Genomic DNA, 24706 nt, shown 5'->3' on the forward strand with positions numbered 1-24706 from the left:
TACGGGTGGCACACCATCTGGCGAACCCTGGCGAACCCTGGCGAATGCTCGCGGGGCCCTTCGGACGGTGGCTACTGTCAACTCAGCCGAGAACCTGGGGGCTTGCACGTGACAAAGGGACCCAACACCCGCCTCGCGGACCTGTTCGGCCTCACCGGCTGGTCCAAGGGCGAACTCGCCCGGCTCGTGAACCGGCAGGCGGCGGCCATGGGCCACCCGCAGCTGGCGACCGACACCTCCCGGGTGAGGCGCTGGATCGGCCTGGGGGAGACCCCGCGCGATCCGGTGCCGAAGGTACTGGCGACCCTGTTCACCGAGCGACTCGGCCGTGTCGTGACCATCGAGGACCTCGGGTTCAGCCGATCAGGGCCGGCCGGGAGGAGGCGGGAGTCCGTCCACGGACTGCCGTGGGCTCCCGAACAGACCGCCGCGGTCCTCACCGAATTCACGGGAATGGACCTCATGCTCAACCGACGCGGCTTGGTGGGCGCGGGCGCCGCGCTCACCGCAGGATCGGCGCTCAGCAGCGCCATGTACGACTGGCTCGGGGCCGACCCGGCCCCGGCCGCGGGCGGCCCCGGCGGCGCCTTCGTCACCGACCCGGTCTCCGCCGACCGCTACGAGGCGGCCCCCGTGGGCTCCGGGGAGGTCGAGTCCCTGGAGCGCTCCGTGGAGGTGTTCCGCACCTGGGACGCGTCCCGCGGCGGAGGTCTCCAGCGCAAGGCGGTGGTGGGCCAGCTCAACGAGGTGGGCGGCATGCTCGCCTACCGCCACCCGCCGCACATCCAGCGCCGGCTGTGGGGGGTGGCGGCCAACCTGGCGGTGCTGGCGGGCTGGATGTCCCACGACGTCGGCCTGGAGCCCACCGCCCAGAAGTACTTCGTCATCGCCGCGCACGCGGCCCGCGAGGGCGGCGACCGGCCGCGGGCCGGCGAGGCCCTGTCCCGGGCCGCACGCCAGATGGTGCACCTGGGACGCCCCGAGGACGCCCTGGACCTGATGAAGCTCGCCCGCTCCGGATGCGGGGAGGAGACCCTGCCGCGCACCCGGGCGATGCTGCACACCGTCGAGGCGTGGGCGCAGGCGTCCATGGGGCGCGGGCAGGCGATGCGGCGCACGCTCGGCGAGGCCGAGGAACTGTTCGCCTCGGACCGGCGGGACGTACCGCCGCCCAGCTGGATGCAGCTGTTCGACGAGGCCGACCTGCACGGGATGCAGGCGCTGGCGTACCGCACGCTGGCCGAGCACGACCCCTCGGCGGCGAGGACCGCCGAGAGACACGCCAAGGAGGCGCTGCGGCTGCGGAAGGACGGCCGCGACCGGTCCAGGATCCTCGACTACATCTCGCTCGCGTCCGCCTGCTTCATCGCCGACGACCCCGAGCAGGCGGACCGTTACGCGCGGCTGGCGCTGGTCTCGATCGGCAGCACCTCCTCGCACCGCACCTGGCACCGGCTGCGGGAGATGTACCGCCTCACCGGACGCTACGCCGGCTCCACCGGGGTGGAGGACCTGCGCGAGGAGATCGAGCACGCCCTGCCCTCGGCCCCGAAGGCGCCCCGGAGCGGCCCGGTGACCGCGCCGCGGTGGACGGCCGGGAGTCTGGGCGTGTAGCGGGCCCGGCCGCCGGGGAGGGGCCGGCCGGAGCCGGGGATCCCGGCGGGGCGCGTACGGTACGGGAGCGCGTACGCGTCCCGCGCTCCCCGGCCCTCCGGCTGCCGGCCGGCGGTCCGCGGGGCTCCGGCGGACGCGGGCTCCGGTATCCTTCGGCGACCGGAGCCCGCGTCCGCCGGCCGGGAACGGCACGGAGCCGCGGGGAGAACGCCGGACGAACAGGAGAAGACCCCACGACCACCGGCGACGACGTCCGGCAGCGGAAATCCCGTTGCCAGTCCCACACCCCGCACCGGATGCTGACCCTATGTTCGCCGATTCCGTCGATTCCGACATAGCGCCCAGCGGCACGCTGCTCGGCCTCCTCCAGCGGGGCCGCGGCGACGGGACGCTGCACGCCCTCGCGGCGCCGCGCGCCGAGGCGCTCGCGGCGCTGGGCCAGTGCCTGCGGCACGACCCCCGGCGGGACTGGCGGCTCGAACACCGCTCCCTGTACTACGCCCGGCTCCACCGGGACCTGGACGCCGGACTCGACGACCTCGAGGACCATCTGTTCGACCCCGCCGACCTCGTCGACACCGGCGAGGAGCGCACCGGCCTGGCCCTCTCCGTCCTGGGGCACCTGGCCTCCTACGGCGACCGCGGCGCGCTGCTGCTGCTGCGCCGCTACGCCGCACGGGGAGCCAACTGGCGGTGGGCCCTGGACGAGCTGGCCGTGCGCGACGACGACGCCGGGCTGCGCTCGCTCGGCCCCGCCGTCCTGGCCCGCTTCCCGCGCACCCCCGAGGGCGACGCCGAACTGGCCGCGGCCGTCCGCGACGCCTTCGAGCCCCGCCCCTGGCGGCTGTGGGCCGAGGACCCCGGCCGGCCGGGGCAGGCCGAACGCATCGGGAGGGCCGGGGAGGCCGGTTCCTTCGACCGCTGGCAGCGCCAGCTGCGGCCCGCCGGGCCGCGCCCCGGCTGGAGCGTGCGCGCGGTGCTGGAGTGGGCCCAGGACGGCTCTCCGGAGCCCCCCGGCTCCCCGGACGCCGGAGGCCGGACCCCGCAGCAGCGCGAGGCCGCCGCCGTCCGCTGTCTGGCCGCCGTCGCCGGTCCCGAGGACCGCCCCGAGCTGCTCGCCGCCGCCCGCGGCGGCCCCGGCATCGCCCGCGCCGTCGCCCTGCGCCATCTGGCCGAGCGGGGCGACGCGGACGTCCTCGACCTCATCGAGGCGGCCGCGGCCCACTCCCCGGCGTCCTGCGCGGTGCCGACCGATCCGGCGGACGGCCCCGATCCGGCGGACGGCCCCGGTGAGACCGTCGCCCGGGCCGCGCTGGCCGCCTTCTCCCGGATGCGCACCACCGCCGCCGTGGACCGGGCCCGCCGGTGGGCGCGGCGCGAGGACGGTCTGGGTGCCGCCGCGGCCGCGATGCTCGCCGTCCGCGGCGGCCGGCAGGACGGCCCGCTGGTGCTGACCGGGCTGCGCCGCGCCGTCCGCGCCCAGGGGCCGGACTCCGGGGCGCTGGGACCGCTGCTCGACGGGGCCGCACGGCTGACCGTGCACTGTGCCGCGCCCGTCGTGCGGTACGTCTACCGGGAGACCGCCTCCTCCCACCTCCGCGGCCGGGCGGCCAGGGCCCTGGCCGTCACCGATCCGTCCTTCGCCGCGGGCTGTGCCGTCGAGTGCCTGTGGGACTGCGAGGAGTCCACCCGGGAGCTCGCCGCCCGGCACGCCGCGACCGGCGATGCCCGGGTCGTCGAACGCCTGCGGCGGCTCGCCGCCGACCCCGCCGAGGAGGAGGGCGTGCAGAGCGCCGTGCGCGGCAGGCTCGGCCCCGGCGAACCGGCCCGCTGACCCCTCCGCCCGGCACCGGGGCCGCCGGGCGCGCCGCGGTCCGGACGGGCAAGCGCTCACGGGACGTTCCCCGGCCGGACACGTGCCCGTGACCACGGACACGTGCGCGGCGGTCACAACCGCTGTATGAGACGCACCGGACGCAGTCTGAGAGTCGCCGTCGTCACCGAGTCCTACCCTCCCGACCTCAACGGCGTGGCCCACAGCGCCTGGCAGACCGCCGCCCATCTGGTACGGCGCGGCCACCGGCCACTGGTGATCGCCCCCGCCCCACGGCCCGGCACCCGGGCCCCCGCGGACGGCCCCGCACCCGTCGTCCACATCCCCTCGCTGCCGCTCCCCGGCTACCCGCAGGTGCGCATAGCACTGGCCGGCCGCCGGCTGTCCGCCGCGCTGGCCGCCCACCGCCCCGACGTGGTGCACCTCGCCGGCCCGCTCGTCCTGGGGGTGCGCGGCATGGCCGCCGCCACCCGGCTGGGGGTGCCCGCCGTGGCGGTCTACCAGACCGATCTGCCCCGGTACGCCCGCGCCTACCTGGGCGTCGGAGAGGGCGCCGCCTGGCGCCGGATACGGGCCGTGCACACCGCCGCCGACCTCACCCTCGCCCCGTCCACCGCGTCACTGCGGGAACTGGCCGGACGGGGGGTGCCGCGGATACGGCTCTGGCCCCGCGGAGTGGACACCGGGCGCTTCGATCCCGCCCTGCGCGACGAGGAACTGCGCCGCTCCCTGGCTCCCGGCGGCGAACTGCTCGTCGGCTACGTGGGGCGGCTGGCCCCGGAGAAGCGCGTCGACCTCCTGGCCCGGGCCGCCGCCCTGCCCGGGACGCGCACGGTGGTGATCGGCGACGGGCCGAGCGAGACCGCGCTGCGTTCGGCACTTCCCGGCACCCGCTTCCTCGGCCGCCGCACCGGCGGCGACCTCGCCCGCCTCTACGCCTGCCTGGACGTCTTCGTGCACACCGGCCCGTACGAGACGTTCTGCCAGACGGTGCAGGAGGCCCAGGCCAGCGGGGTCCCCGTGGTCGCCCCCGCGGCGGGCGGGCCGCTGGATCTGGTCGACCACGGCCGTACCGGGCTGCTGGTGCCGCCGTGCGACGCCGGTGCCGTGGCCGGGGCGGTGCGCGCCCTCGCCGCCGACCCCGCGCTGCGCGCCCGGCTGGGCCGCGCGGGCCGTGCGGCGGTCGAGGGCCGTACCTGGGAGGCCGTCGGCGACCGGCTGCTGGACCACTACGCGGACGTCATCGCGGGCCGCGCCCGGACCGTGGAAGCGGAGGCCGCGGCATGAGCGGCGCCGGCGCCGTGCCCGGCCGTGCCCGCGGGAACGGGCTGCGGATCGTCAGGCTCGCCAACTTCGTCGCCCCGGCTTCTGGCGGACTGCGTACCGCCCTGCGCGAGCTGGGCGAGGGCTACCGGGCGGCCGGGCACCGGCCGGTGCTGATCGTGCCCGGCCCGGCGTTCCGCGACGAGTCCACCTCCCAGGGCCGGGTCATCACCCTGCCCGGCCCCGCCGTCCCCGGCACCGGCGGGTACCGCGTCCTGGCCGACCGGCCCCGGCTGGCCCGGTTGCTTGCCGCGCTCGCCCCCGACCGGCTGGAGGTCTGCGACCGAACGACCCTGCGCTGGACCGGCGCGTGGGCCCGGCACCACCGCGTCCCGGCCGTGATGGTCTCCCACGAAAGCGTGGACGGAGTGCTGGGCACCTGGGGCGTGCCCGTGCCGCCGGCCCGATGGGCCGCCGACCGCCTCAACCGCCGTACGGCGCTGACGTACTCGAAGGTGGTGTGCACCACCGAGTGGGCGGCGCGCGAGTTCGCCCGGCTGGGCGTCCGCAACGTCGTACGGGCCACGCTCGGCGTCGATCTGGAGCGTTGCCGTCCCGGGTTGCGCGACGAGGAGCTGCGCCGGCGGCTCGGCGGCGGGGCCGGGGTGCTGCTGGCACTGTGCTCCCGGCTCTCCCCGGAGAAGCGTCCGCAGCGTGCCCTGGAGGCGCTGGCCGAACTGCGGCGGCGCGGTGTGGACGCCGCCCTGGTCGTCGCGGGCGACGGGCCGATGCGCGACGGACTGCGGAAGCGGGCGCGGGCCGCGCGGCTGCCGGTGGTCTTCACAGGGCACCTCGACGACCGCGCCGGGCTGGCCGCGCTGCAGGCCAGCGCCGACGTCGTCCTCGCCCCCGGACCGGCCGAGACGTTCGGGCTGGCCGCACTGGAGGCACTGGCCTGCGGCACCCCGGTCGTGGCCAGTGCCCGGTCGGCCGTGCCCGCCGTCCTCGGGGACGCGGGGGCCGCCGCGTCCGATGACGGTGCCTCCTTCGCCGACGGTGTCCAGCTCCTGCTCACCCGCGGCGAGTCGGCCCGGCGCCGGGCCGCCCGGGACCGGGCCGAGCGGTACCCCTGGAGCACTGCGGTCGCCGCCTTCCTCGCGGCCCACGGTGCCGCCGCCCGGCTCCCCGCCACCGGTGCCGGGAGCGTTCGGGGGCGTACGCCGTGACCGCACCGCCCGGACCGGCCCGCCGCCGGAACCGGTCCGGGCGCGCCCCCGACGTTTCGATCACTGTCGGTGCCAGCGCCTAGGCTGTGCGGTGTGACCACAGCCGTATCCGCCTCGCCGCCCGGCGCCCCCCGGCCCGCGCCGGGACCGGCCGCCGACGAGGGCCTGGCCCGCCGTCTGCGGGCGCTGGCCTGTACCGCGCCCCTGCACGACCTGGACGCGCGCAAGGCCAACCTGGCCGGGGAGTACAGCACGTACGCCATGGCGGAGGTGGCGCTGGCCGCCATCGACCTGGTCACCCTGCACATGGACTTCGACACCGGCGCCGACCACGAGGAGATAGTGGCCCGGCTGCTGCCCCGGGTCGCCGCCCAGGCGCCGCGGCGGCCTGCCGCCGAGCACGAGCGGGTCGCCCGCTGGGTCCTGGAGAACCTGATCAACGTCGGCAGCGTCGACCGCGGCTTCCGCGCCGTCTACGGCACCTTCGGCCCCGACGGCGAGTACGTGCGCCGCGACTACGACTTCAAGCTGATCGAGGAGGTCCCCGGTCCGGGCGGGGGCGTGTACCTGCGCACCACCGACGAGGCGGTCAACGTCCTGGTCGGAGCCCTCGACACGGACGTCACCAGCGCGCAGATCGCCGCCGAGGTCAAGCTGGAGGTGCTGGTCAGCCGCGGCCGGCTCGCCGACGCCCAGCTCGCCGCCGAGCAGGCCCGCTACCGCACCGTCCAGTACGCCGAGACGCTGCGCCGCGCCCTGGAGGCGACCCGGCGCAACGTCCGCGCGGTGGACTGGCTCAACACCGTCCCCGACCTGATCGCCGAGGCGCTCGACCACGTGGCCGACCGCTACCGCCACGAGAACGCGATCCTCACCAACATCCGCCGGGCCCGGGACGAGGCCCCCGCCGACCGCAGCCCGGAGCACAAGCTGCGCGCCGCCGAGCTGATCGACATCGTCAAGGACTGCATCCGGCGCCACACCCAGCTCCAGTCCCGGCTGCTGGAGGCCGGGCCGCTCTTCCGCGCCGAGCAGGACCGCCAGGCGTTCGCCCCGCCCGCCGCCCGCACCGGACTGGACCTGTACGGGCAGCTGCTCGCCCCGGTGCTGCCGCTGCCGGTGGAGCGGGCGACGAAGGTCACCGACGCCTTCTTCGCCCGCGGCACCGGGCTGCGCGCCCCCGCCGCCGTCCGGCTGGGGGACCTGACCGAGCTGCTGCTCACCCCGCCCGCCCCCCGCGAGCACCTGGGCGCCGAGATGCCCGAACCGGATCTGGTGGCCACCCCCGACGACAGCCGGTTCAGCGAGGAGCAGCTCGCGGCCGCCCGGGAGCTGCTGGACCTGCCGCACGACGCACCGCGCCGGCTGTCGGGTCTGCTGGCCGAGGCCCGCCGCCGTGCTCCACAGGATCCGGACCTGCCCTACCTGGTGGCACTACTGGCGGTGCACGCCGCCAGTCCGCCGGTCGGCACCGCCTACCGGCAGGGCGAGCGGCGGCTGCTGTTCGCCGTGGACGACGGCACCGAACTGGACGACCCGGAGTTCGGCGGCGCCGACCTCGTCGTGGGCACCGCCCTGCTGGACGCGGCGGGCATGGCCGCGGACCGTACGGAGGCGACACCGTGAGCACCGCGAGCGAGTACGACCGGTACGGCACTCCCGGCGGGCCGGACGGACCGGGCGGCCGGTCCGGGCCGCCGGGGGAGGGGGCTCCCGGGGCCGGTGAGCGGCCCGGCGCCCACACCCCGGCGACTCCGGCGACCCAGGTGACGCCCGCGGACGCGGCCGACGCCGCCCGGCTGGTCTCCTTCGGACTCCAGCCCAAGCTGCTGCCCGCCCGCGACGCCGAGTACGCCGACCTGCTGCGCCGCTACCGGGAGGACCCGGCCTTCGCCCGGCTGGCCGACGCCGTCGCCACCGGCCTCGGGCTGGTCGTGCTGGAGGTCTCCCCGCGCGCCGGGATGGCCGTCACCGCAGCCGAGGACTCCGTCTTCGCCGTGCGCATGGGCGACTACGCCCGCCGCGCCACGGCCGACTCCGCCGACCGCTTCCTGCACGGCCTGGCCCATCTGGCCGTCGCCGCCCTGGCCTTCCCCCGCCCCGAGGACCTGGCCGACGACGGCTATGTCGGCCGGATCACCGTCAACGGGGTGGACGCCTTCGTCCGCCAGGCGTGCCGCCGGCTGGAGGAACGCGCCGAGCGGGAGGGGGAGAACACCGACCCGGTCAGCGCGGCCCCCGGTCTGGAGGCCGCCTGGCGGGTGTACGCCAGGCGCAGTGCCACCGGTGCCACCAAGGACGCCCGCCGGCTGGCCGGCTCCACCACCGGGATCGTCGCCAAGGCCGCCGCCTTCCTCGCCGACTCCGGCTTCCTGCAGCGCACCGGGGACGACTCCGGCGGCACCTACCGCACCACCGCCCGCTACCAGCTCCAGGTGCGCGACATGGCGGGCAGCGCCGCCCTGGCCGAACTGCTGGAGCTGGGTGTCGTCCCGGTGAGCGACGGCAGTGCCACCCTGCTGCCGCCCCCCGAGGACGACGCCGCCGAACTGGCACCCGACGCCGGGCTGCCCTTCCACGGCTGAGTCCCCGGCGGCCGCCGGGCCCTCAACCGCACCCGGACCCACGCCGAGCCACCACGCCGAACGACCCCGCCGAACAACGAGAGCCCCGCCATGTACGAGCTGTCCCGGATCCGTCTCTACTCCATCGGGCCCGCCGGTGCGCGCTACGCCGACACCGTGCTGGACCTGCGCGGGGTCGGCGAGCCGGTGCCCAGCCCGGCGCCCGCCCAGGGCGACTTCTTCGCGGACGAGCCGGCCGGCCCGCCGCGCCGCCCCGCGCCCGCGGGCGTGCTCTTCCTGGAGAACGGCGGCGGCAAGTCCGTCCTGCTCAAGCTGATCTTCTCGGTGATGCTGCCGGGCCACCGCAACACCCTCGGCGGAGCCAGCTCCGGTGTGCTGCGCAAGTTCCTGCTGGCCGACGACTGCGGGCACGTCGCCCTGGAGTGGCAGCACACCCTCACCGGCGAGACCGTCGTCGTCGGCAAGGTCAGCGAGTGGCGCGGCCGGCAGGTGTCCAGCGACCCGCGGAGGTTCGCGGAGGCCTGGTACAGCTTCCGGCCCGGCCCCGGCATGAGCCTGGACTCCCTGCCGGTCGCCGAGTCCGCCGCGGTCGGCCCCGTCCCCGAGGGGACCTCCGCCGCCCGCGGTCGGCGCCGCACCATGAAGGGCTTCCGCGACGTCCTGGTCGAGACGGGCCGGGCCTACCCCAACCTGGACGTGGTCTGGGAGGAGATCCACGAGCGCTGGAACGAGCACCTGGGCCATCTCGGCCTGGACCCGGAGCTCTTCCGCTACCAGCGGGAGATGAACGCCGACGAGGGCGAGGCCGCCGGTCTGTTCGCCGTCAAGAACGACTCCGACTTCACCGACCTGCTGCTGCGCGCCGTCACCGACACCCGCGACACCGACGGGCTGGCCGACCTGGTGCACGGCTTCGCCCACAAGCTCGGCCGCCGCGCCGAGCTGACCGCCGAGCGGGACTTCACCGCCGGGTCCCTGGACCTGCTGCGGCGCATCGACGAGGCCGCGCGGGCACGCGAGAGCGCCCGCGCCGTCCACGCCGGGGCCGAGCAGCGCACCCGCGCCCTCGCCCGGCGGCTGGCCGCCCGCGGCACCGAGGAGCGCGGCCGCGCCGCCGAGCTCGCCGAACGGGCCGACCACGCCGCCGCCGGCGCCGCCGGCGCCGAACGCGGCCGGGAGCGCGCCGCGCTCGTCGCCGCCGAGCTCGCCTACCGCCATGCCTCCCTGGCGCTGGCCGCGGCCGAGAAGGACGCCGCCGCCCAGCGCCGGGAGCTGGGCGACGCCCGTACGCTGCACGCCGCCTGGCAGGCCACCGAGACGGTGCTGGCGCACCGCGCCGCCGCCGACCGCGCCGCCCGGGTCTCCGCCGCCATCCGGGAGGCCGAGCGGGACGCCGCCCCGGCCCTGGCCGCCCGCGCCCGCGCCGCCGCCGACCTCGTACGCGCCCTGCACGCCGCCGCCGGACAGGCCGAGCACCTCGCCGCCGGAGAGGAGGAGCGCTCCGCCGCACTGCAGGCCGCGGGCGAGGCCGCCCACCGCGACGCCACCACCGCCGCCACCGAGGCCCAGCGCGCCCGCAGCGAGAGCGACCACCTGCGCCAGCGGCTGGCCGAGGTCGAGCAGGAGACGGCCCAGGCGGTACGGGCCGGCTGGCTGGACGACTCCGCGCCCGACGCCGACCCGGCCCGCGCCGCGCTGGCCGCCAGCGACGCCGAGAAGGCCGCCGTCGCCGCCTGGGAGACGGCGAAGGAGACCGCCGGCCGCACCGCCGAGCGGGCCCGGGAGACCGCCGAGGCCCTGAGCCGCGCCGAACTCGCCGCGGCCCGGGCCGCCGACGCCGCCGAGGCGGCCGGGGCCGCGTACGCCGCCGAGCGCCGCGCCGCCGAGGCGCTGGGCGCCGAGGAGCGGCTGGCCGAACTGCTCGGCCTGCCCGGGGGCACCGGCTCCCCGGTGCCCGGCCCGCGCGCCGGGGACGGGGCGGCCGCGGCGCCCGCCGGCGGGGAGGGCCCGGGTCCGCTGGCCGCCGAGGAGCTGGACCGCAACGCCGAGACCCTGCGCGACCTGCTGGACGAGACCGTGGCCGCCGCCGAGCGGCGGCTGTTCGAGCTGCGCACCGCCGCCGCCGACGACTCCCGCATCCTCGGCGCCCTCGGCGACGGCGGACTGCTGCCGCCCGGACCCGACGTCCTGGCCACCGTCGAGTACCTGGGCGAGCACGGCGTCCCGGCCCTCCCCGGCTGGCGCTACCTCGCCCAGGCGGTGGACCCGGCCGACCACGCCGCCGTGCTCGCCGCCCGGCCCGAGCTGGTCGACGGGGTCGTCATCACCGACCCGGCCAGCCACGCCCGCGCCCGGGAGATCCTGGCGGACGCCGCCCTGCTGCCCCGCTCCGCCGTCGCCGTCGGCACCGCCGCCGCGCTGCTGGCCCCCGTGCCCGCCCCCGGCACCGGGGAGGGCGGCGTGCACGGCGCGTCCGGGGTGTTCCTCGTGCCGCCCAACCCGGCCATGCACGACGAGCGCGCCGCCGACGCCGAACGCCGCCAGCTGCGCGAACGCGCCGCCGCCCGGGACACGGAGATCCGCGCCCTGGCGGCCCGGCTGGCCGCCGACCGGGCCCTGGCCGCCCGGCTCGCCTCCTGGCGCACCGGCTGCCCGCCCGGCCGGCTGGCCGAACTGGCCGCGGGCGCCCGGGCCGCCGCGGAGGCCGCCGAGACCGCCCGGCGGCGTCTCGAGGAGGCCCGGCAGGCCGCCGCCGAGGCCGGGGAGACCGCGGCCGAGGCCGCCCGGGTGCGCGAGGAACGCCAGGAGCACGCCCAGCAGGCCCGCCGCGCCGCCGACGCCCTGGCCGGACTCGCCTTCCGGCTGCGGGAGCGCGCCAGGTGGCAGAGCGGACTGCGGGAGCTGGCCGCCGAGGCCGCCGAGGCCGAGGAGCGCGCCGCCGCCTGTCTGGAGCGGGCCCGCGCCGCCGACGAGGACCGCCGGGCCGCCCAGCGCGCGGCCGACGACGCCCGCCGTACCGCCCGTGCGCTCCGCGCCGAACGCGCCGAGATCGCGGGTGCCCCCGACGGGCCCGACGCACCCGGCACCCCCGACGGGCCCGGCGCCCCGGGGAGCACGGAACCGCCGGCCGAGCCGCCGGCCTCCCTGCCGGACCTGCGCGAGGCCTACCGCGCCGCCTCCCGGCTGTACGAGAAGGTGGGCGTCGGCGCCGACCTGCGCGCCGAGCAGGCCCGCGCCGAGGGCGACGAGAGCGCCGCGCGCGCCGCCCTGGACCGGCTCAGCAACAAGGTCCGCACCCGCGCCGCCCAGCTCCTCCAGGGGCCCGACGGCGCCGACGGTCCCTCCCGGCAGGCCGCCGCCGCCCGCGCCGAGGCCCTGGTCCAGCTGCTGGAGTCGCGCGCCGCGGCCGCCAGCGAGCAGCTCGGCCGGCTGCGCGGCGAGGCCGAGCGGCTGGCCCCGCCCGGCGGCGGGTCCCACACCGAGCTGCCCGGAGAGCTGGTGCCCGCCGACGCGGAGCGGGCCCAGGCCCTGCTGCGCGAGGCCAACGCCGAACTGGCCGACCGCACCGACGCGCTGGAGGCCGCCCGCGCCGCCCATACCGAGCTGGTGCGTGCCCACCGCGTCGCCGAGGACGCGGCCGGCGCCTTCGACGAGCTGGCGGCCATGCTCCGCGACCTGCTGCGCGACCCCCACGGCACGGGCGGTACGGGCCCCGAGCAGGGCGGCGAGCCGGTCGAGCCGTACGCCGACACCCTGGACGCGGCCCGGCGCGCCGCCGCCGAGGCCCGCCGCTCCCTGCGCGGCTGCGCCGCCGACCTCACCACCGCCGAGGCGGCCGTGCGCGAGGCGAGCGACGTACTGGTGCGGCACGCCAACGCCACCCGCTACGAGCAGGTGCGCACCCCCGCCCGCCAGCAGATCCGCGAGCTGCCCGCCGCGGCCCTGCCCGACCACGCCGCCGCCTGGGCCGCCGCCTTCGAGCCCCGGCTGCGGGTGCTGACCGACGAGCTGGAGCAGCTGGAACGCAACCGCGACAGCATCGTCGACCGGCTGCGCGGCCTGGTGGAGTCCGCGCTGGCCACCCTCCGCTCCGCCCAGCGGCTCTCCCGGCTGCCGGAGGGGCTGGGGGAGTGGTCCGGCCAGGAGTTCCTGCGCATCCGCTTCGAGGACCCGGACCAGGCCGTCCTCGCCGAGCGGCTGGGCGAGGTGATCGACGAGGCCACCCGGGCGGCCGTCCGCCGCAACTCCGACCTGCGCCGGGACGGCATGACACTGCTGCTGCGCGGTGTCCACGCCGCCCTCCAGCCGCGCGGAGTGGCCGTGGAGATCCTCAAGCCCGACGCCGTGCTGCGCGCCGAGCGGGTACCGGTCGGACAGATGGGCGACGTCTTCTCCGGCGGTCAGCTGCTGACCGCCGCCATCGCCCTGTACTGCACGATGGCGGCGCTGCGCAGCAACGACCGGGGCCGCGACCGGCACCGGCACGCCGGGACGCTCTTCCTGGACAACCCGATCGGCCGGGCCAACGCCACCTACCTGCTGGAACTCCAGCGGGCGGTCGCCGACGCGCTGGGCGTCCAGCTCCTCTACACCACCGGGCTGTTCGACACCACGGCACTCGCGGAGTTCCCGCTGGTCATCCGGCTGCGCAACGACGCGGACCTGCGGGCGGGCCTGAAGTACATCAGTGTCGAGGAGCATCTGCGGCCCGGCCTGCCCAGGCGGGACACCGACGGTGAGCCGGTGCACGGCGAGATCACGGCCACCCGGATGTTCCGCCGCCCGGAGCGCCCCGGCCGGCCGCAGGAGCCCAGCGCCGGCGCCGTGCCCGGCTGACCGGCACGGGGGCGGGCCCTACCGCCCGCGGCGGAGCACGCGCTCGCGCGCCACGCTGCTGGGCGTGGAGACCACCCCGTGCCGCTGGACCCACATCTGCCGGGTCACCCACACGTCCAGCACCCCCCAGGTGGTGACCACCGTGCCGGCCACCGCGACCAGCACCATCGGAAGGGCGAGCCACACCTGCGCCAGCGAACACAGCACGGCGACCATGACCAGCACCAGGGTCACCGCCACGAGGATGACCGCCCGTACCGCGGCCGCCCGCACCGGGCCGGGCAGCCCGGATCCGGCGTCCACGTAATCTCCACCGTCTCCGTACACCGGGTCCTCAACCCGGTCCGACCGGAACTGGTCGAACCCGCCCGGTCCCCAGTCGGCCCTGCTCAGCCCCATGTGTTCTCCACGAACCGCGCTCCGTGCGCGTTCCCCGCGCCCCGCCGGACATCCGGCGTATCACAACACGGCATCACGACCACGCAGAACACCCGTCCCGACCGGCTTGTGATGGCGTGGACGCGCCTACGGGTCACCCGTTTCCAGTAGTAGGCTCGCGCCGTTTGCCGATGGAACTCACGCACCCGTGCGAGGACCGGACACAGGGGAGGCCATGCGCTTTCGCGGCAAGTCGATCCGCCGGAAGATCGTGGCGCTGCTGCTGGTCCCCCTGGTGGCGCTCACCTCCATCTGGACGTTCGCCACCGTGATCACCAGCCGCGAGGCGGACCAGCTGCTCGAGGTGTCCGCCGTCCTGGAGGAACTCGGCGGCCCGGTCCAGGAGACCGTCCGGACCGTGCAGCGGGAACGCCGCCGGGCCCTCGTCCATCTCGCCGACCCGCGCAGCGCCGACTCCCTGACCGCCCTGCGCGAGGGGCAGCGCGCCACCGACGCGGCGGTGGCGGCGTTACGCGGGCACGCGGCCGGCGAACGGGTCCGCGACGGACTGGCGGAGGACTCCCGGGAACGGCTGGACGACCTCCTCGAGGACCTCGACCGGCTCCGGAGGTTACGCGCCCAGGTCCTGGAGAACACCGCCGAACGCCGGGACGCCTACGAGATCTACAACGCGGTCGTCGACTCCTGCCACGCCTTCGTCGCCACCCTGCGCGCCGTGGACGACACCCGGCTCGACGGGGAGGGCCGCGCCGTCATCGGTCTGTCCCTCGCCCGCGAACACCTCGCCCGCGAGGACGCCCTGCTGGCGGCGGCCCTCGCCGCCGGCCGGATGACCGGGGAGGAACTGCGCGCCTTCTCCGACCGGGTGGCCGAACGCGAACTCACCTACCGCACCCACCTCCCGCTGCTCCCCGCCGACGACCGGGACGAGCACCGGGCCTTCTGGTCCGGTTCCGACGGGCGCACCCTCCGCACCGCCGAGGACCGGATCATCGCCGCCGGGGCCCCGGCGGCGGTCGGGGCCGTCAACGCCGAGCGCTGGCGGAAGAACGTCACCGGCGTCCTGGAGGAGCTGCGGAGGCTGGAGGGGAAGGCGGTGGACCGCCACCACCGGCGGGTGGCGCCCGAGGCCACCGCCGTGCTGGTCCGCGCCGGGGTGGCCGGCATCCTGGGCTTCGCCGCCGTCCTGCTCTCCGTGATCGTCTCCTTCCGTGTCGGCCGCGGCCTGATCCGCGACCTCGGCGCGCTGCGCCGGGAGGCCAACGAGGCGGCGGGCGTACGGCTGCCCGGCGTCATGCGGCGGCTCGCCGCGGGAGAGCGGGTCGACGCCGGGACCGAGGTGCCGCGTCTGGAGTACGGGCGTGACGAGATGGGGCAGGTCGGCCAGGCGCTCAACACGCTCCAGCGGGCCGCCGTCGAGGCGGCCGTGCGGCAGGCCGACATGCGCCGCGGCGTCTCCGAGGTCTTCGTCAACCTCGCCCGCCGCAGCCAGGTGCTGCTGCACCGCCAGCTCACCCTGCTGGACGCCATGGAGCGGCGCACCGACGACCCCGAGGTGCTGTCCGACCTCTTCCGGCTCGACCACCTCACCACCCGGATGCGCCGCCACGCCGAAGGGCTGGTCATCCTCTCCGGCGCCGCCCCCTCGCGGCAGTGGCGCCGGCCCATCCCGCTGATGGACGTCGTCCGCGCCGCCGTGTCCGAGGTGGAGGACTACGACCGCGTCGAGGTGCGGCGGCTGCCCCGGCTCGCGGTCGACGGCGCCGCCATCGCCGACCTGACCCACCTCATCGCCGAACTCCTGGAGAACGCCACGGTCTTCTCCCCGCCGCACACCGCTGTCCAGGTGCTCGGCGAGCGGGTGCCCAGCGGTTTCGCCCTGGAGATCCACGACCGCGGTCTGGGCATGCCCCCCGAAGCGCTGCTGGAGGCCAACCTCCGGCTTGCCGAGACCTCCGACTTCCAGCTCTCCGACACCGACCGGCTCGGTCTGTTCGTGGTGTCCCGGCTCGCGCGGCGCCGGGGTGTGCGGGTCTCCCTGCAGCCCTCCCCGTACGGGGGCACCACCGCCGTGGTGCTCATCCCGGGCGCGCTGCTCACCGCGCCCGAGCAGGCCGGGCGGGACGGGGGCACGGGCGAGCTCCGCGCCGGGGAGGCCGGGAACACCGCCCGGACCGCCGCGGGGCTGCCCCTGCGGGGCGCGCGGCCCGTCCTCGGAACGGTCCGGGACGGCCCCGTCGAACTGGAGGTGCCCGTCGGGGAGGCGACGGAACCCGTCGGTACCGCCGGCACCGGCGCCTTCCCCCGCGAGCACTCCCGTCCCTCCGCTCCGGCGGCCGGACGGTTCCCGCCGCGGCCCTCCCCGGACACCGAGCACGGGTGCCCGGCCGAGGCCGGCGCCACACCCGGTGAGCCGGATCCGGCCACGGCGGGCGGTCTGCCGAGGCGGGTGCGGCAGGAGAGCCTCGTGCGGGAACTCAGACCCCGGCCCCGGCAGCGGGTGGCCGGGGAGCGCGGCGAACGGGAGGGCGGACAACGCTGGCGGGACGCCGCCGAGGTGCGCGACCGGATGGGCTCGCTCCAGCGCGGGCTGCGGCACGGCCGGCGGCGGAACGCCGGCCTCCCGGACGGCACGGGCCCGGACGGCCGCGGCACGCGCACCGGGGAGCCGGACGACACCCGCGCGAACGGCACGGGGGACGGCACCGTCCGCGGACCGGGTGAACCGGTCCGGCCCCCGGGCCCGGGCGGCACGCCGTCATGACGGACCGGTGGTTCGACGACGCGGCCGGCCCGGTGGTGCGGCCGTACGCCATGACCCGCGGCCGTACGCACAGCGCCGGCGGGGACCGCATCGACCCGGTCGCCCTGGTGGTGGTCGATCCGGGCACCGGGGCGGACCCCTCGGACCTGCCCGTCCCCGTCGCCGGCGCCCCCGGCGGCGTACTCGCCGGCCGGGCACCGGGGCCGGGCCCGGTGGCGGACGACCGGGTGCCGGGCGCACTCGAACCGGAGCACCTCGCCATCCTCGCCCGCTGTCTGCGGTCCCCCCAGCCGGTCGCCTCCCTGGCGGACGGACTGGATCTGCCGGTGGGCGTCGTCCGGGTGCTCGTCGGTGACCTCGTCGAGGCCCGGCTGGCCCGGGTCACCCGCCCCGTACCGCGGGCCGAGCCGCCGGACGAGCGTGTCCTGCGCGAGGTGATCGCCGGCCTGCGGGCGCTGTGAGCGGTCCCCCGCGCCGGGCCCGGCTCCGGCCGTCCCGCCTGCCGGTCCCGCCTCACGCCGACGCGGCCGCGCGGTGCGCCGAGTGCGGCTCGGTGACCAGGCGCGCCTCCACCCGGCCGTCGACCACCCGGGTCTCGAACGCCGGCTGGGGAGCCGTCGCGGGACCGCGCACGTTCCAGCCGTCCGACAACCGGAAGACACTGCCGTGCCACGGGCACCGCACACAGCCGTCGGCCACCTCGCCCCCGGACAGCGGCCCGGCCATGTGGCTGCACCGGTCGGCCAGCGCGCGCACCGCGCCCCCGGCCTCCCGGACGACGACCAGCGGGGTCTCGCCCACCTGGCGCCGTACCGGCTCGCCCACCGGCAGGTCCGCGACATCGCCGATCGGGTGCCAGCCGGGCTCGACCACGGCCGGGACGTGCTCGGCGTGGTTGACGGCGGCGGCCTGACGGTAGGCCAGATGGCCCCCCAGCGCGCCGCCCGCGCTCACCGCGGTCAGCCCCGCGAAAGCCAGCGCGCGCCCCCGGCCGCGCCTGCCGCGCAGCCGGGCGTTGAGCGACGCCGCGTACAGACCGACCGCCGTGACGTTCGCCGCCGCGTGCACCAGCCCCACCCGCATCTGGGGCTTGCGCAGTTCGGCCCAGTCCACCCAGCCCGACAGGGCGGCCGGGGCGGCGGCCGCCAGGCCGATTCCCACCAGGGTGTCGGCACCCCGGCGCTGGCCGGGCATCAGGTCCAGCACGGCGGCGGACAGCCAGGTGCCGATGGGCACCTGCACCAGCAGCGGGTGCACCGCGTGCCCCAGCCAGCGGCCGTGCAGGGCGTCCCGGGCGCCGCCCAGCGGCAGCGCGCGCACGGCGCGCCGCAGCGGGCCGAGCGCGCCGTCGAGACGTGTGGAGCTCTCCAGCCGTTCGACCGCGGTCAGCACCCGTCCGGGGCGGTCGGGATCCGGGAGCGCGGAGCGGGCGGTCGAGAGGGTGTCACGGATGTTCTGGTAAACAGGCATACCGCCCGGTTCCCGGCGGGCGAGGGAGGTAAACGGCCCACCGAGGTGGCAGGGCCGGGCCCTCGCCGCTGCCGGAACCCGGGGATCAGTCGCCGTCCTCCTCCCAGCCGAAGCTGCGCTCGACGGCCTTCCGCCAGTTGCGGTGCTCCCGCTCCCGGACCTCCTCGTCCATCCGCGGGGTCCACTCGGCGTCCTGCTTCCAGTGCGCCCGGAGCTCGTCCAGGTCCGACCAGACCCCGGTGGCCAGCCCGGCCGCGTAGGCCGCGCCCAGACAGGTGGTCTCGGAGACCACCGGCCGGATCACCGGCACCCCGAGCACGTCCGCCTGGTGCTGCATCAGGAGGCCGTTCGCGGTCATGCCGCCGTCCACCTTGAGACTGGTGATCTCCACGCCGGAGTCCTGCCGCATCGCGTCCACGACCTCACGCGTCTGCCAGCTGGTGGCCTCCAGCACGGCCCGGGCCAGATGGGCCTTGGTGACGTAGCGGGTCAGACCGGTGATGACACCGCGCGCGTCCGAGCGCCAGTACGGGGCGTACAGACCGGAGAAGGCCGGGACGATGTACGCGCCGCCGTTGTCCTCCACACTCGCCGCCAGGGGCTCGATCTCGGCCGCCTCCCCGATGATCCCGAGCTGGTCCCGGAACCACTGCACCAGCGCGCCGGTGATGGCGATCGAGCCCTCCAGGCAGTAGACGGGCCGCTCGCCGCCGAGCTGGTAGCCCATCGTGGTCAGCAGCCCGCTCCTGGACGGCACCGGGCGCCGGCCGGTGTTCAGCAGCAGGAACGAACCGGTGCCGTAGGTGTTCTTGGCGTCGCCGACGTCGTAGCAGGTCTGCCCGAAGACGGCCGCCTGCTGGTCGCCGAGCGCCGAGGCCACCGGGACCCCGGTGGACGTCCCGACCGCGGTGGTGCCGTACACCTCGGCGGAGGAGCGGATCTCGGGCAGCATCACCTCGGGGATGCCCATGGCGCCCAGCACGGAGGAGTCCCACTGCAGGGTCTCCAGGTTCATCAGCATGGTCCGCCCGGCGTTGGTGACGTCCGTGACGTGCACCCCGCCCTCGGTGCCGCCGGTGAGGTTCCAGATCAGCCAGGAGTCCATGGTGCCGAAGGCGATCTCGCCCGCCTCGGCGCGCTCGCGCAGCCCGGGCACGTTCTCCAGCAGCCACACGGCCTTCGGCCCGGAGAAGTAGCTGGCCAGCGGCAGCCCGGTGCGGTCCCGGAAGCGGTCGGGCCCCTCGTCGCCGCCCAGCTCCCGGCAGAGCGCGGAGGTGCGGGTGTCCTGCCAGACGATGGCGTTGTGGACGGGCCGCCCGGTGGTCCGGTCCCACAGCACGGTCGTCTCGCGCTGGTTGGTGATGCCCAGCGCGGCCAGATCGCGGGCGCGCAGCCCCGCCCTGGCGAGCGCGCCCGCGACCACCGCCTGGACCTTGGACCAGATCTCGGTCGCGTCGTGTTCCACCCAGCCGGGCCTGGGGAAGATCTGCCGGTGCTCCCGCTGGTCGACGGCGACGACCGTGCCGTCGCGGTCGAAGATGATGCAGCGGCTCGACGTGGTGCCCTGGTCGATCGCGGCGACGTGGGTGGCTGCGTTGTCCGCCATGTCGGTGTCCTCCGGCCCCTTCGCGTGGTTCTCGCGGTTCTCGCGGTTCTTGGTGTTCCTGCCGTTCCCGGTCCCGTGGCCCGGTGCCGTCCTAGGCGGGTTCCCCGTCGCCCGCCGTTTCCCCGCTCAGAAGGCGAAGTTGTAGATCCCCGCCCCCAGCACACCGCCGACGACCGGCCCGACCACCGGGATCCAGGAGTACCCCCAGTCGGAGGTGCCCTTGTTGGGGATGGGCAGCAGGGCGTGGACGACCCGCGGACCCAGGTCGCGGGCCGGATTGATGGCATAGCCGGTCGGGCCGCCCAGCGCCAGGCCGATGCCGACCACCAGCAGCGCCACGACCAGCACCTGGGTGCCGGACTCGCCCAGTCCCCTGGTGAGACCGAAGGCCAGGACCGGCAGTACCAGTGCGATGGTCGCGATGATCTCGGTGAGGAGGTTGAGCGCCGGGGCGCGGACCTCGGGGATGGTCGAGAAGATCCCCAGCGTCGGCATCGCGCCGTCCCGGTCGGCGTTCGCCGCGAACTGCGAGTAGTAGGCCAGCCAGGCCAGCGTGCTGCCGAGCATCGCGCCGATCAGCTGCCCCGCGATGTAGGTGGGGACCTTGTCCCAGCCCTGGCCGCCCTCCACGGCGATGCCCAGGGTCACCGCCGGGTTGATGTGCCCGCCGGACAGCGGTGCCGCGGTGTAGGCCCCCGCCATCACGCCGAAGCCCCAGCCGAAGGCGATCACGGTCCATCCCGAGGCCCTCGCCTTGGAGTGGTTGAGCGTGACGGCGGCGCAGACGCCCGTGCCGAACAGCAGCAGGATCGCCGTTCCGATGATCTCGCCGATGAGGATGTCGCCGTGGGAGAAGTTCATGCCGCTCCTCTTGCCCTCACCCGGGGCGGTGACCCCGGGTTTTTCCGCAGGGGTGTTCCGCGGTGCCGGCGACGGGCACGGGCCCGCACCCCGCGCTCCGCCCGGCATCCGCGACGAGCGTGCGTATCCGGCGGAACCACCCGGTGGGGCACCCGGCTGCGGGACCGGCGTGCGGCGATACCGTCCGATGATCGGAAGTGTTCACCCGGGTACCGGAAGCGTCAAGGTCACCGGCGCGGGGGAGTGGGCCGGCCGACGACACGGCCCACGGCCGGCCCACGGGGTGTGCGAAGAGGCCCCCGAAGCCGTACGGACCGGGCGGACCGACGGCCCGCCGGACGGCTCAGCCCGTTTCCCGGGGCGGCGTCCGGGTGACCGGATTCAGCCCCGCGGCGTCCTCCGGACGGCTGTCGGCCAGCGCCCTGATGACCTCGGTCAGCCGCACCACGCCCACACACCGCCCCGTGTCGTCCACGACCGCCACGTCGTCCGCCGTACGGCCGCGGTCGTCGGCCGCCACCACGTCGAGCACCTCCCAGGCGGTGGCTCCCGCCCGGACCGTGCGCGGCCGGTCCGCCAGCCGCAGCGCGGGCCGGTCGGCGTACAGCGCGTGACCGTACCGGCCCGACATCGCCAGCAGGAAGCGGTCCCGGTCCACCGTGCGCACCGGCACCCCGCCGGAGTCCACCAGCACCACCCCCGTCACCTCGGGGGAACCGGTGAGCAGCGCCCGCACCTGGGAGGCGGAAGCCGACAGCGGCAGCAGCGCCGGCGGGTGCAGCAGCCCGGCCACCGGCGGCCCGCCGGGGACCGTCCCGCAGGGCGTGACGGCGGGCGGGCAGACGGGCAGCTGGACCTCCGCGGTGACACGGCGGGCGGGCGGGGCGAACAGGTGACCCTGCGCCAGGTGCGCACCGGCCGCCCGCGCCGCCGCGTACTGCAGCTCGGTCTCCACGCCCTCGACCGCCAGCAGCGCGCCCACGCCGTCGCAGAACCGCCGCAGCCCGGCGACCACCGCGCGGTACGCGGGCCGGTGCGGCAGCCCGGCCGTGACCGCGGTGTCCACCTTGAGCAGATCGGGGGAGAGGTCGGCGAGCAGCAGCAGCGGCAGCTCACCCGCGCCGAGCCCGTCGACACAGATCCGGAAGCCCTCCCCGCGCAGCCCGCCGACCGCCGAGACCAGCGCCTCGCGCGGCACCCGGGCAGGCGGCGGGACGAGGTCCAGCGTCACCTCCCAGGGACGCCGGCCGGTGTCCCGCACGGCACGGCGCAGCGCGGCCAGCTCGCCCAGTTCCGCGAGGGTGGCGGCGAAGACGTTGACGTGCAGGGGCAGCAGCGCCTCCTGACGGGTGGCGGCCCGCACGGCCAGCGCGGCGAGATCGGCGTCCAGCTCCGGGTCGCGGCGGGCCGCCGCCAGGATGTCGTCCCCGCCGGAACGGGCCAGGACCTCCAGCGCCGTCACCGAACCGGTCGCGAGGTTCACGACCGGCTGGTAGGCGAAACGGAGTCGGCTCGTCCAGGTACGCACGACAACAGCATGGGGCCGGCACCCGGGCCGCCGGAACCGTACCGGGGAGCTGTTCGCGCGGAGTTCACGGACAGTTCGGCAGCGCCGCCCCGGCGAACGTCGGGGAACCGTCCGGTAAGTGTCGCGAACGGGTGACAGCGCACGGGCCGCTGAACCATTTCCGGCCAGGGAGACGTCCACACCCGCGAAGACGGCGGTACGGGACCGACGGGGGTGGTCCCGTACCGCCGTCGGTCCCGCACCGCGCCGGACGGCCGGCCCCGGCGGGGCCCGGTCCGTCTCCGCCTCACCCGGCCGTCCCGCGCACCCGCACCGGATAGCCGGTCTCCGAGTCGCCCTCCCGCGCCACCACCGCCTCCCGGCCCAGCAGCCGCACGGAGAAGCGCTCGGGCTCCGCACGGCCCCAGCCGTCCCCCGGATCCGCGATCACCACCCCGCCGCCGGTCCGCCCGTGCGGCGGGGCCCACACCTCCAGCTCGATCCCGCCGCCCGGCCCGGTCACCGGCAGCACCGCGCCCGCCCGCGCCAGCACCGGAATCCGCGCCGGCGGAGCCTCGACCACCACCTGACCCGGTCCCTCGTACGCCTCCTCCGTGACCGTGTCGTACCACCGGCCGCGCGGCAGCCGCACGGCGCGGCGCGTCACCCCCGCCTCCAGCACCGGCGCCACCAGCAGCGCGTCCCCCAGCAGGAAGGCGTCCTCGCACTCCCGCAGCGTCCGGTCCTTCGGCGCGCCCCACCACAGCGGCCGCACGTACGGCGCGCCGGAGCGGTGCGCCAGCCGGGCCAGCGTCACGAAGTACGGCAGCAGCCGCTCCCGCTCCCGCAGCGCCGCCCGGGCGTGCTCCAGCACCTCGGGCCCGAACTCCCACGGCTCGCGCCGCCCGCCCTCCGGGGTGCTGCGCGTACGGAACAGCGGCAGGTACGCGGCCAGCTGGAACCAGCGCAGGTACAGCTCCGGCGACGGCGGCGGACCCGCCGTGCCCCCGGCGTCCGTACCGCAGTACGGCACACCGCACAGCCCCAGGCCGATCACCTGGGCGAGCGCGGCCCGCAGCCCCGCCCAGCCGGCCGCGCCCTGGTCGGTGAAGGTGCCGCCGTAGCGCTGCGACCCGGCCCAGCCCGAGCCGGCCAGCAGGAACGGCCGCTCGCGGGGCCGCAGCCCGCGCAGCCCCTCGAAGGCGGCCCGGGCCATCTGGAGCGCGTAGACGTTGTGCGCCTCCCGGTGGTCGCCGCCGCGGCTGTCCAGATCGTGCCGGGCGGACCGCGGCAGCGTCGGATCGCCGAAGGCGGTCAGGGAGACCGGCCCGTCCATCTCGTGGCAGAACCCGGCGAAGCCCCGCTCCAGCCGCTCGGCGTACAGCCCGCCCCACCACGCGCGCGTCCGCGGGGCGGTGAAGTCCGGGAAGACCACCCCGCCGGTCCGGCCCGCCCCGCGCACCGGTACGCCCCGGGCGTCCCGCACGAAGACGTCCCCGGCCAGGCCGGCGTCGTACACCGGCTCCCCGGCCCGGGCCCGCACCGCGGGCTCGACCACCGACACCAGCCGCACCCCGTCCTCCCGCAGGGCGGACGCCAGGGCGGGCAGGTCCGGGAACCGCCCGGAGTCCACCGTGAAACCCCGGCAGCGCCGCTGGTGCCCGGCGCCGAGCTGGACGGCGCGCAGCGGCAGCCCGCGCCCGGTGTACCCCGCCACCACCCGCCGGACCCCGGCCTCGCCCTCCGCGCCCCACAGGGCGTGCTGGTGGCCCAGCGCCCACCGCGGCGGCACCACCGGCGAACCCGTCAGCGTCCGCCAGCCCTGCATCACCCGCGACGGCGCGCCGGTCAGCACCCAGTAGCGCAGCGGACCGCCCGACATCCGTGTCTCGCACCGGCCCGGCCGGTCATGGCCCGAGCCCGCCCCCTCCAGACCCTCGAGCAGCGTCACCAGGCCGTCCCAGGAGTTGTCGTGGAACACCAGATGGCTGCCCGCGTCCGCCACCACCCACAGCACGGGCGCCGTCAGCGACCGCGCGTCGTGCCCCGGCCCGGACGAGCCGGGCGGCGCACCGGGGGAGGCGTTCCACAGGCGGTACGAGCCGTCGCGCAACCGGGGCCCCGGCGACCGGCCACCCAGGCCGTAGAAACGCGCGTCCGCCGGCACCTCCGAGCGCTGCGCCCAGCGGCCCCGCGCGCCGCCGGACCCGCCGTCCGCCCCGCCGTCCACCGGCTCCCACCAGCGCGGGGGCAGATCCCGCCGCAGCACCACCCCGCCCGGGGTGCGCACCTCCACCGCGCCCAGCCGCGTCACGGTCACCAGCACCCGTTCGGAGACCACCCGCCAGCCGCCGTCCTTGTCCGGTTCCAGCACCGCCCGCGCGTCCGCCTGCGGATACGAACCCACCAGCGCGTACGACGGCTCCGGCGCGGCACCGTCCCAGCCGCAGAAGACCACCCCGCCGGCCGTCACCCGCACCCGCAGCGACGACCGCTCGAAACGCACCACCCCACCGCCCGGCCGCGGTTCGGCACCCACCACCTCACCCGGCATCCGCGCCCGTTCCCGGCCCCCGCGCGGCAGCCCCCGGACGTCCGTACGCCACCCCCGCCAGGCCGACCGCACCGCCCGCAGCCCCCGCACCGCACCGACCACCCTCACCGACCGCACCAGGCCACGTGCATCCATGCTGCCGCAGCCTGCCATCACCGGCGGGCGGCCGGTGCCGCGTTCAACCACC

Annotated in this window: 14 protein-coding genes and 1 pseudogene; 9 read left to right on the plus strand and 6 right to left on the minus strand. The window is 76.9% G+C overall.

Going from position 1 to position 24706, the window contains the following annotated elements; all coding sequences use genetic code 11:
• Positions 1-108 precede the first annotated feature (108 nt).
• The 7 genes from V1L54_RS27755 (at position 109) to V1L54_RS27785 (ending at position 13358) form a co-directional block, all read left to right on the plus strand.
• The gene (locus tag V1L54_RS27755) at positions 109-1614 is read left to right on the plus strand and encodes a DNA-binding protein NsdB (protein ID WP_330120923.1); all 1506 of its coding nucleotides are present in this window, start codon (positions 109-111) and stop codon (positions 1612-1614) included.
• Between the two features lie 307 nt (positions 1615-1921).
• Positions 1922-3448, plus strand: a complete 1527-nt coding sequence (locus tag V1L54_RS27760) for a HEAT repeat domain-containing protein (RefSeq protein ID WP_330120907.1) — start codon at positions 1922-1924, stop codon at positions 3446-3448.
• A gap of 147 nt (positions 3449-3595) precedes the next feature.
• Entirely contained in the window at positions 3596-4735 is a 1140-nt protein-coding gene (locus V1L54_RS27765) for a glycosyltransferase family 4 protein (protein WP_330120924.1), read from the plus strand.
• Positions 4732-5937: a glycosyltransferase gene (locus V1L54_RS27770; protein ID WP_330120908.1), complete on the plus strand. Its 1206-nt coding sequence runs from the start codon at positions 4732-4734 to the stop codon at positions 5935-5937. The genes V1L54_RS27765 and V1L54_RS27770 overlap by 4 nt, the downstream gene beginning before the upstream one ends.
• Before the next feature lie 84 nt (positions 5938-6021).
• Entirely contained in the window at positions 6022-7563 is a 1542-nt protein-coding gene (locus tag V1L54_RS27775) for a hypothetical protein (RefSeq protein WP_443076812.1), read from the plus strand.
• On the plus strand, positions 7560-8522 hold the full coding sequence (locus V1L54_RS27780) for a hypothetical protein (RefSeq protein WP_330120910.1): 963 nt from the start codon (positions 7560-7562) through the stop codon (positions 8520-8522). The genes V1L54_RS27775 and V1L54_RS27780 overlap by 4 nt, the downstream gene beginning before the upstream one ends.
• 90 nt (positions 8523-8612) lie before the next feature.
• Entirely contained in the window at positions 8613-13358 is a 4746-nt protein-coding gene (locus V1L54_RS27785; protein ID WP_330120911.1) for a coiled-coil domain-containing protein, read from the plus strand.
• Between the two features lie 18 nt (positions 13359-13376).
• Here the strand turns inward: V1L54_RS27785 and V1L54_RS27790 are convergent, their stop codons facing one another.
• Positions 13377-13757 (minus strand): hypothetical protein, encoded by a 381-nt coding sequence (locus tag V1L54_RS27790; protein ID WP_330120912.1) that lies wholly within the window; start codon positions 13755-13757, stop codon positions 13377-13379.
• Between the two features lie 214 nt (positions 13758-13971).
• On the opposite strand from V1L54_RS27790, the gene V1L54_RS27795 reads away from it, so the two are divergent.
• Entirely contained in the window at positions 13972-16521 is a 2550-nt protein-coding gene (locus V1L54_RS27795; RefSeq protein WP_330120913.1) for a sensor histidine kinase, read from the plus strand.
• Complete coding sequence (locus V1L54_RS27800; protein WP_330120914.1) at positions 16518-16982, plus strand: DUF742 domain-containing protein; 465 nt, start codon at positions 16518-16520, stop codon at positions 16980-16982. The genes V1L54_RS27795 and V1L54_RS27800 overlap by 4 nt, the downstream gene beginning before the upstream one ends.
• Positions 16983-17034: 52 nt before the next feature.
• Here the strand turns inward: V1L54_RS27800 and V1L54_RS27805 are convergent, their stop codons facing one another.
• The 5 genes and pseudogenes from V1L54_RS27805 to V1L54_RS27825 form a co-directional block, all read right to left on the minus strand.
• A complete protein-coding gene (locus V1L54_RS27805; protein WP_330120915.1) occupies positions 17035-17991 on the minus strand; it encodes a Rieske (2Fe-2S) protein in 957 nt (318 codons plus the stop codon).
• Positions 17992-18076: 85 nt separating this feature from the next.
• Entirely contained in the window at positions 18077-19597 is a 1521-nt protein-coding gene (glpK, locus tag V1L54_RS27810; protein WP_330120916.1) for a glycerol kinase GlpK, read from the minus strand.
• A 126-nt stretch (positions 19598-19723) separates the two neighbouring features.
• A complete protein-coding gene (locus V1L54_RS27815) occupies positions 19724-20458 on the minus strand; it encodes an MIP/aquaporin family protein (RefSeq protein WP_330120917.1) in 735 nt (244 codons plus the stop codon).
• A gap of 361 nt (positions 20459-20819) precedes the next feature.
• Positions 20820-21986, minus strand: a pseudogene (locus tag V1L54_RS27820) (EAL domain-containing protein); the annotation flags it as partial.
• A gap of 286 nt (positions 21987-22272) precedes the next feature.
• Entirely contained in the window at positions 22273-24654 is a 2382-nt protein-coding gene (locus tag V1L54_RS27825) for a glycoside hydrolase family 31 protein (RefSeq protein ID WP_330120918.1), read from the minus strand.
• Between the last annotated feature and the right edge of the window lie 52 nt (positions 24655-24706).

It is taken from the genome of Streptomyces rubellus (assembly GCF_036323805.1).
Taxonomy (GTDB): domain Bacteria; phylum Actinomycetota; class Actinomycetes; order Streptomycetales; family Streptomycetaceae; genus Streptomyces.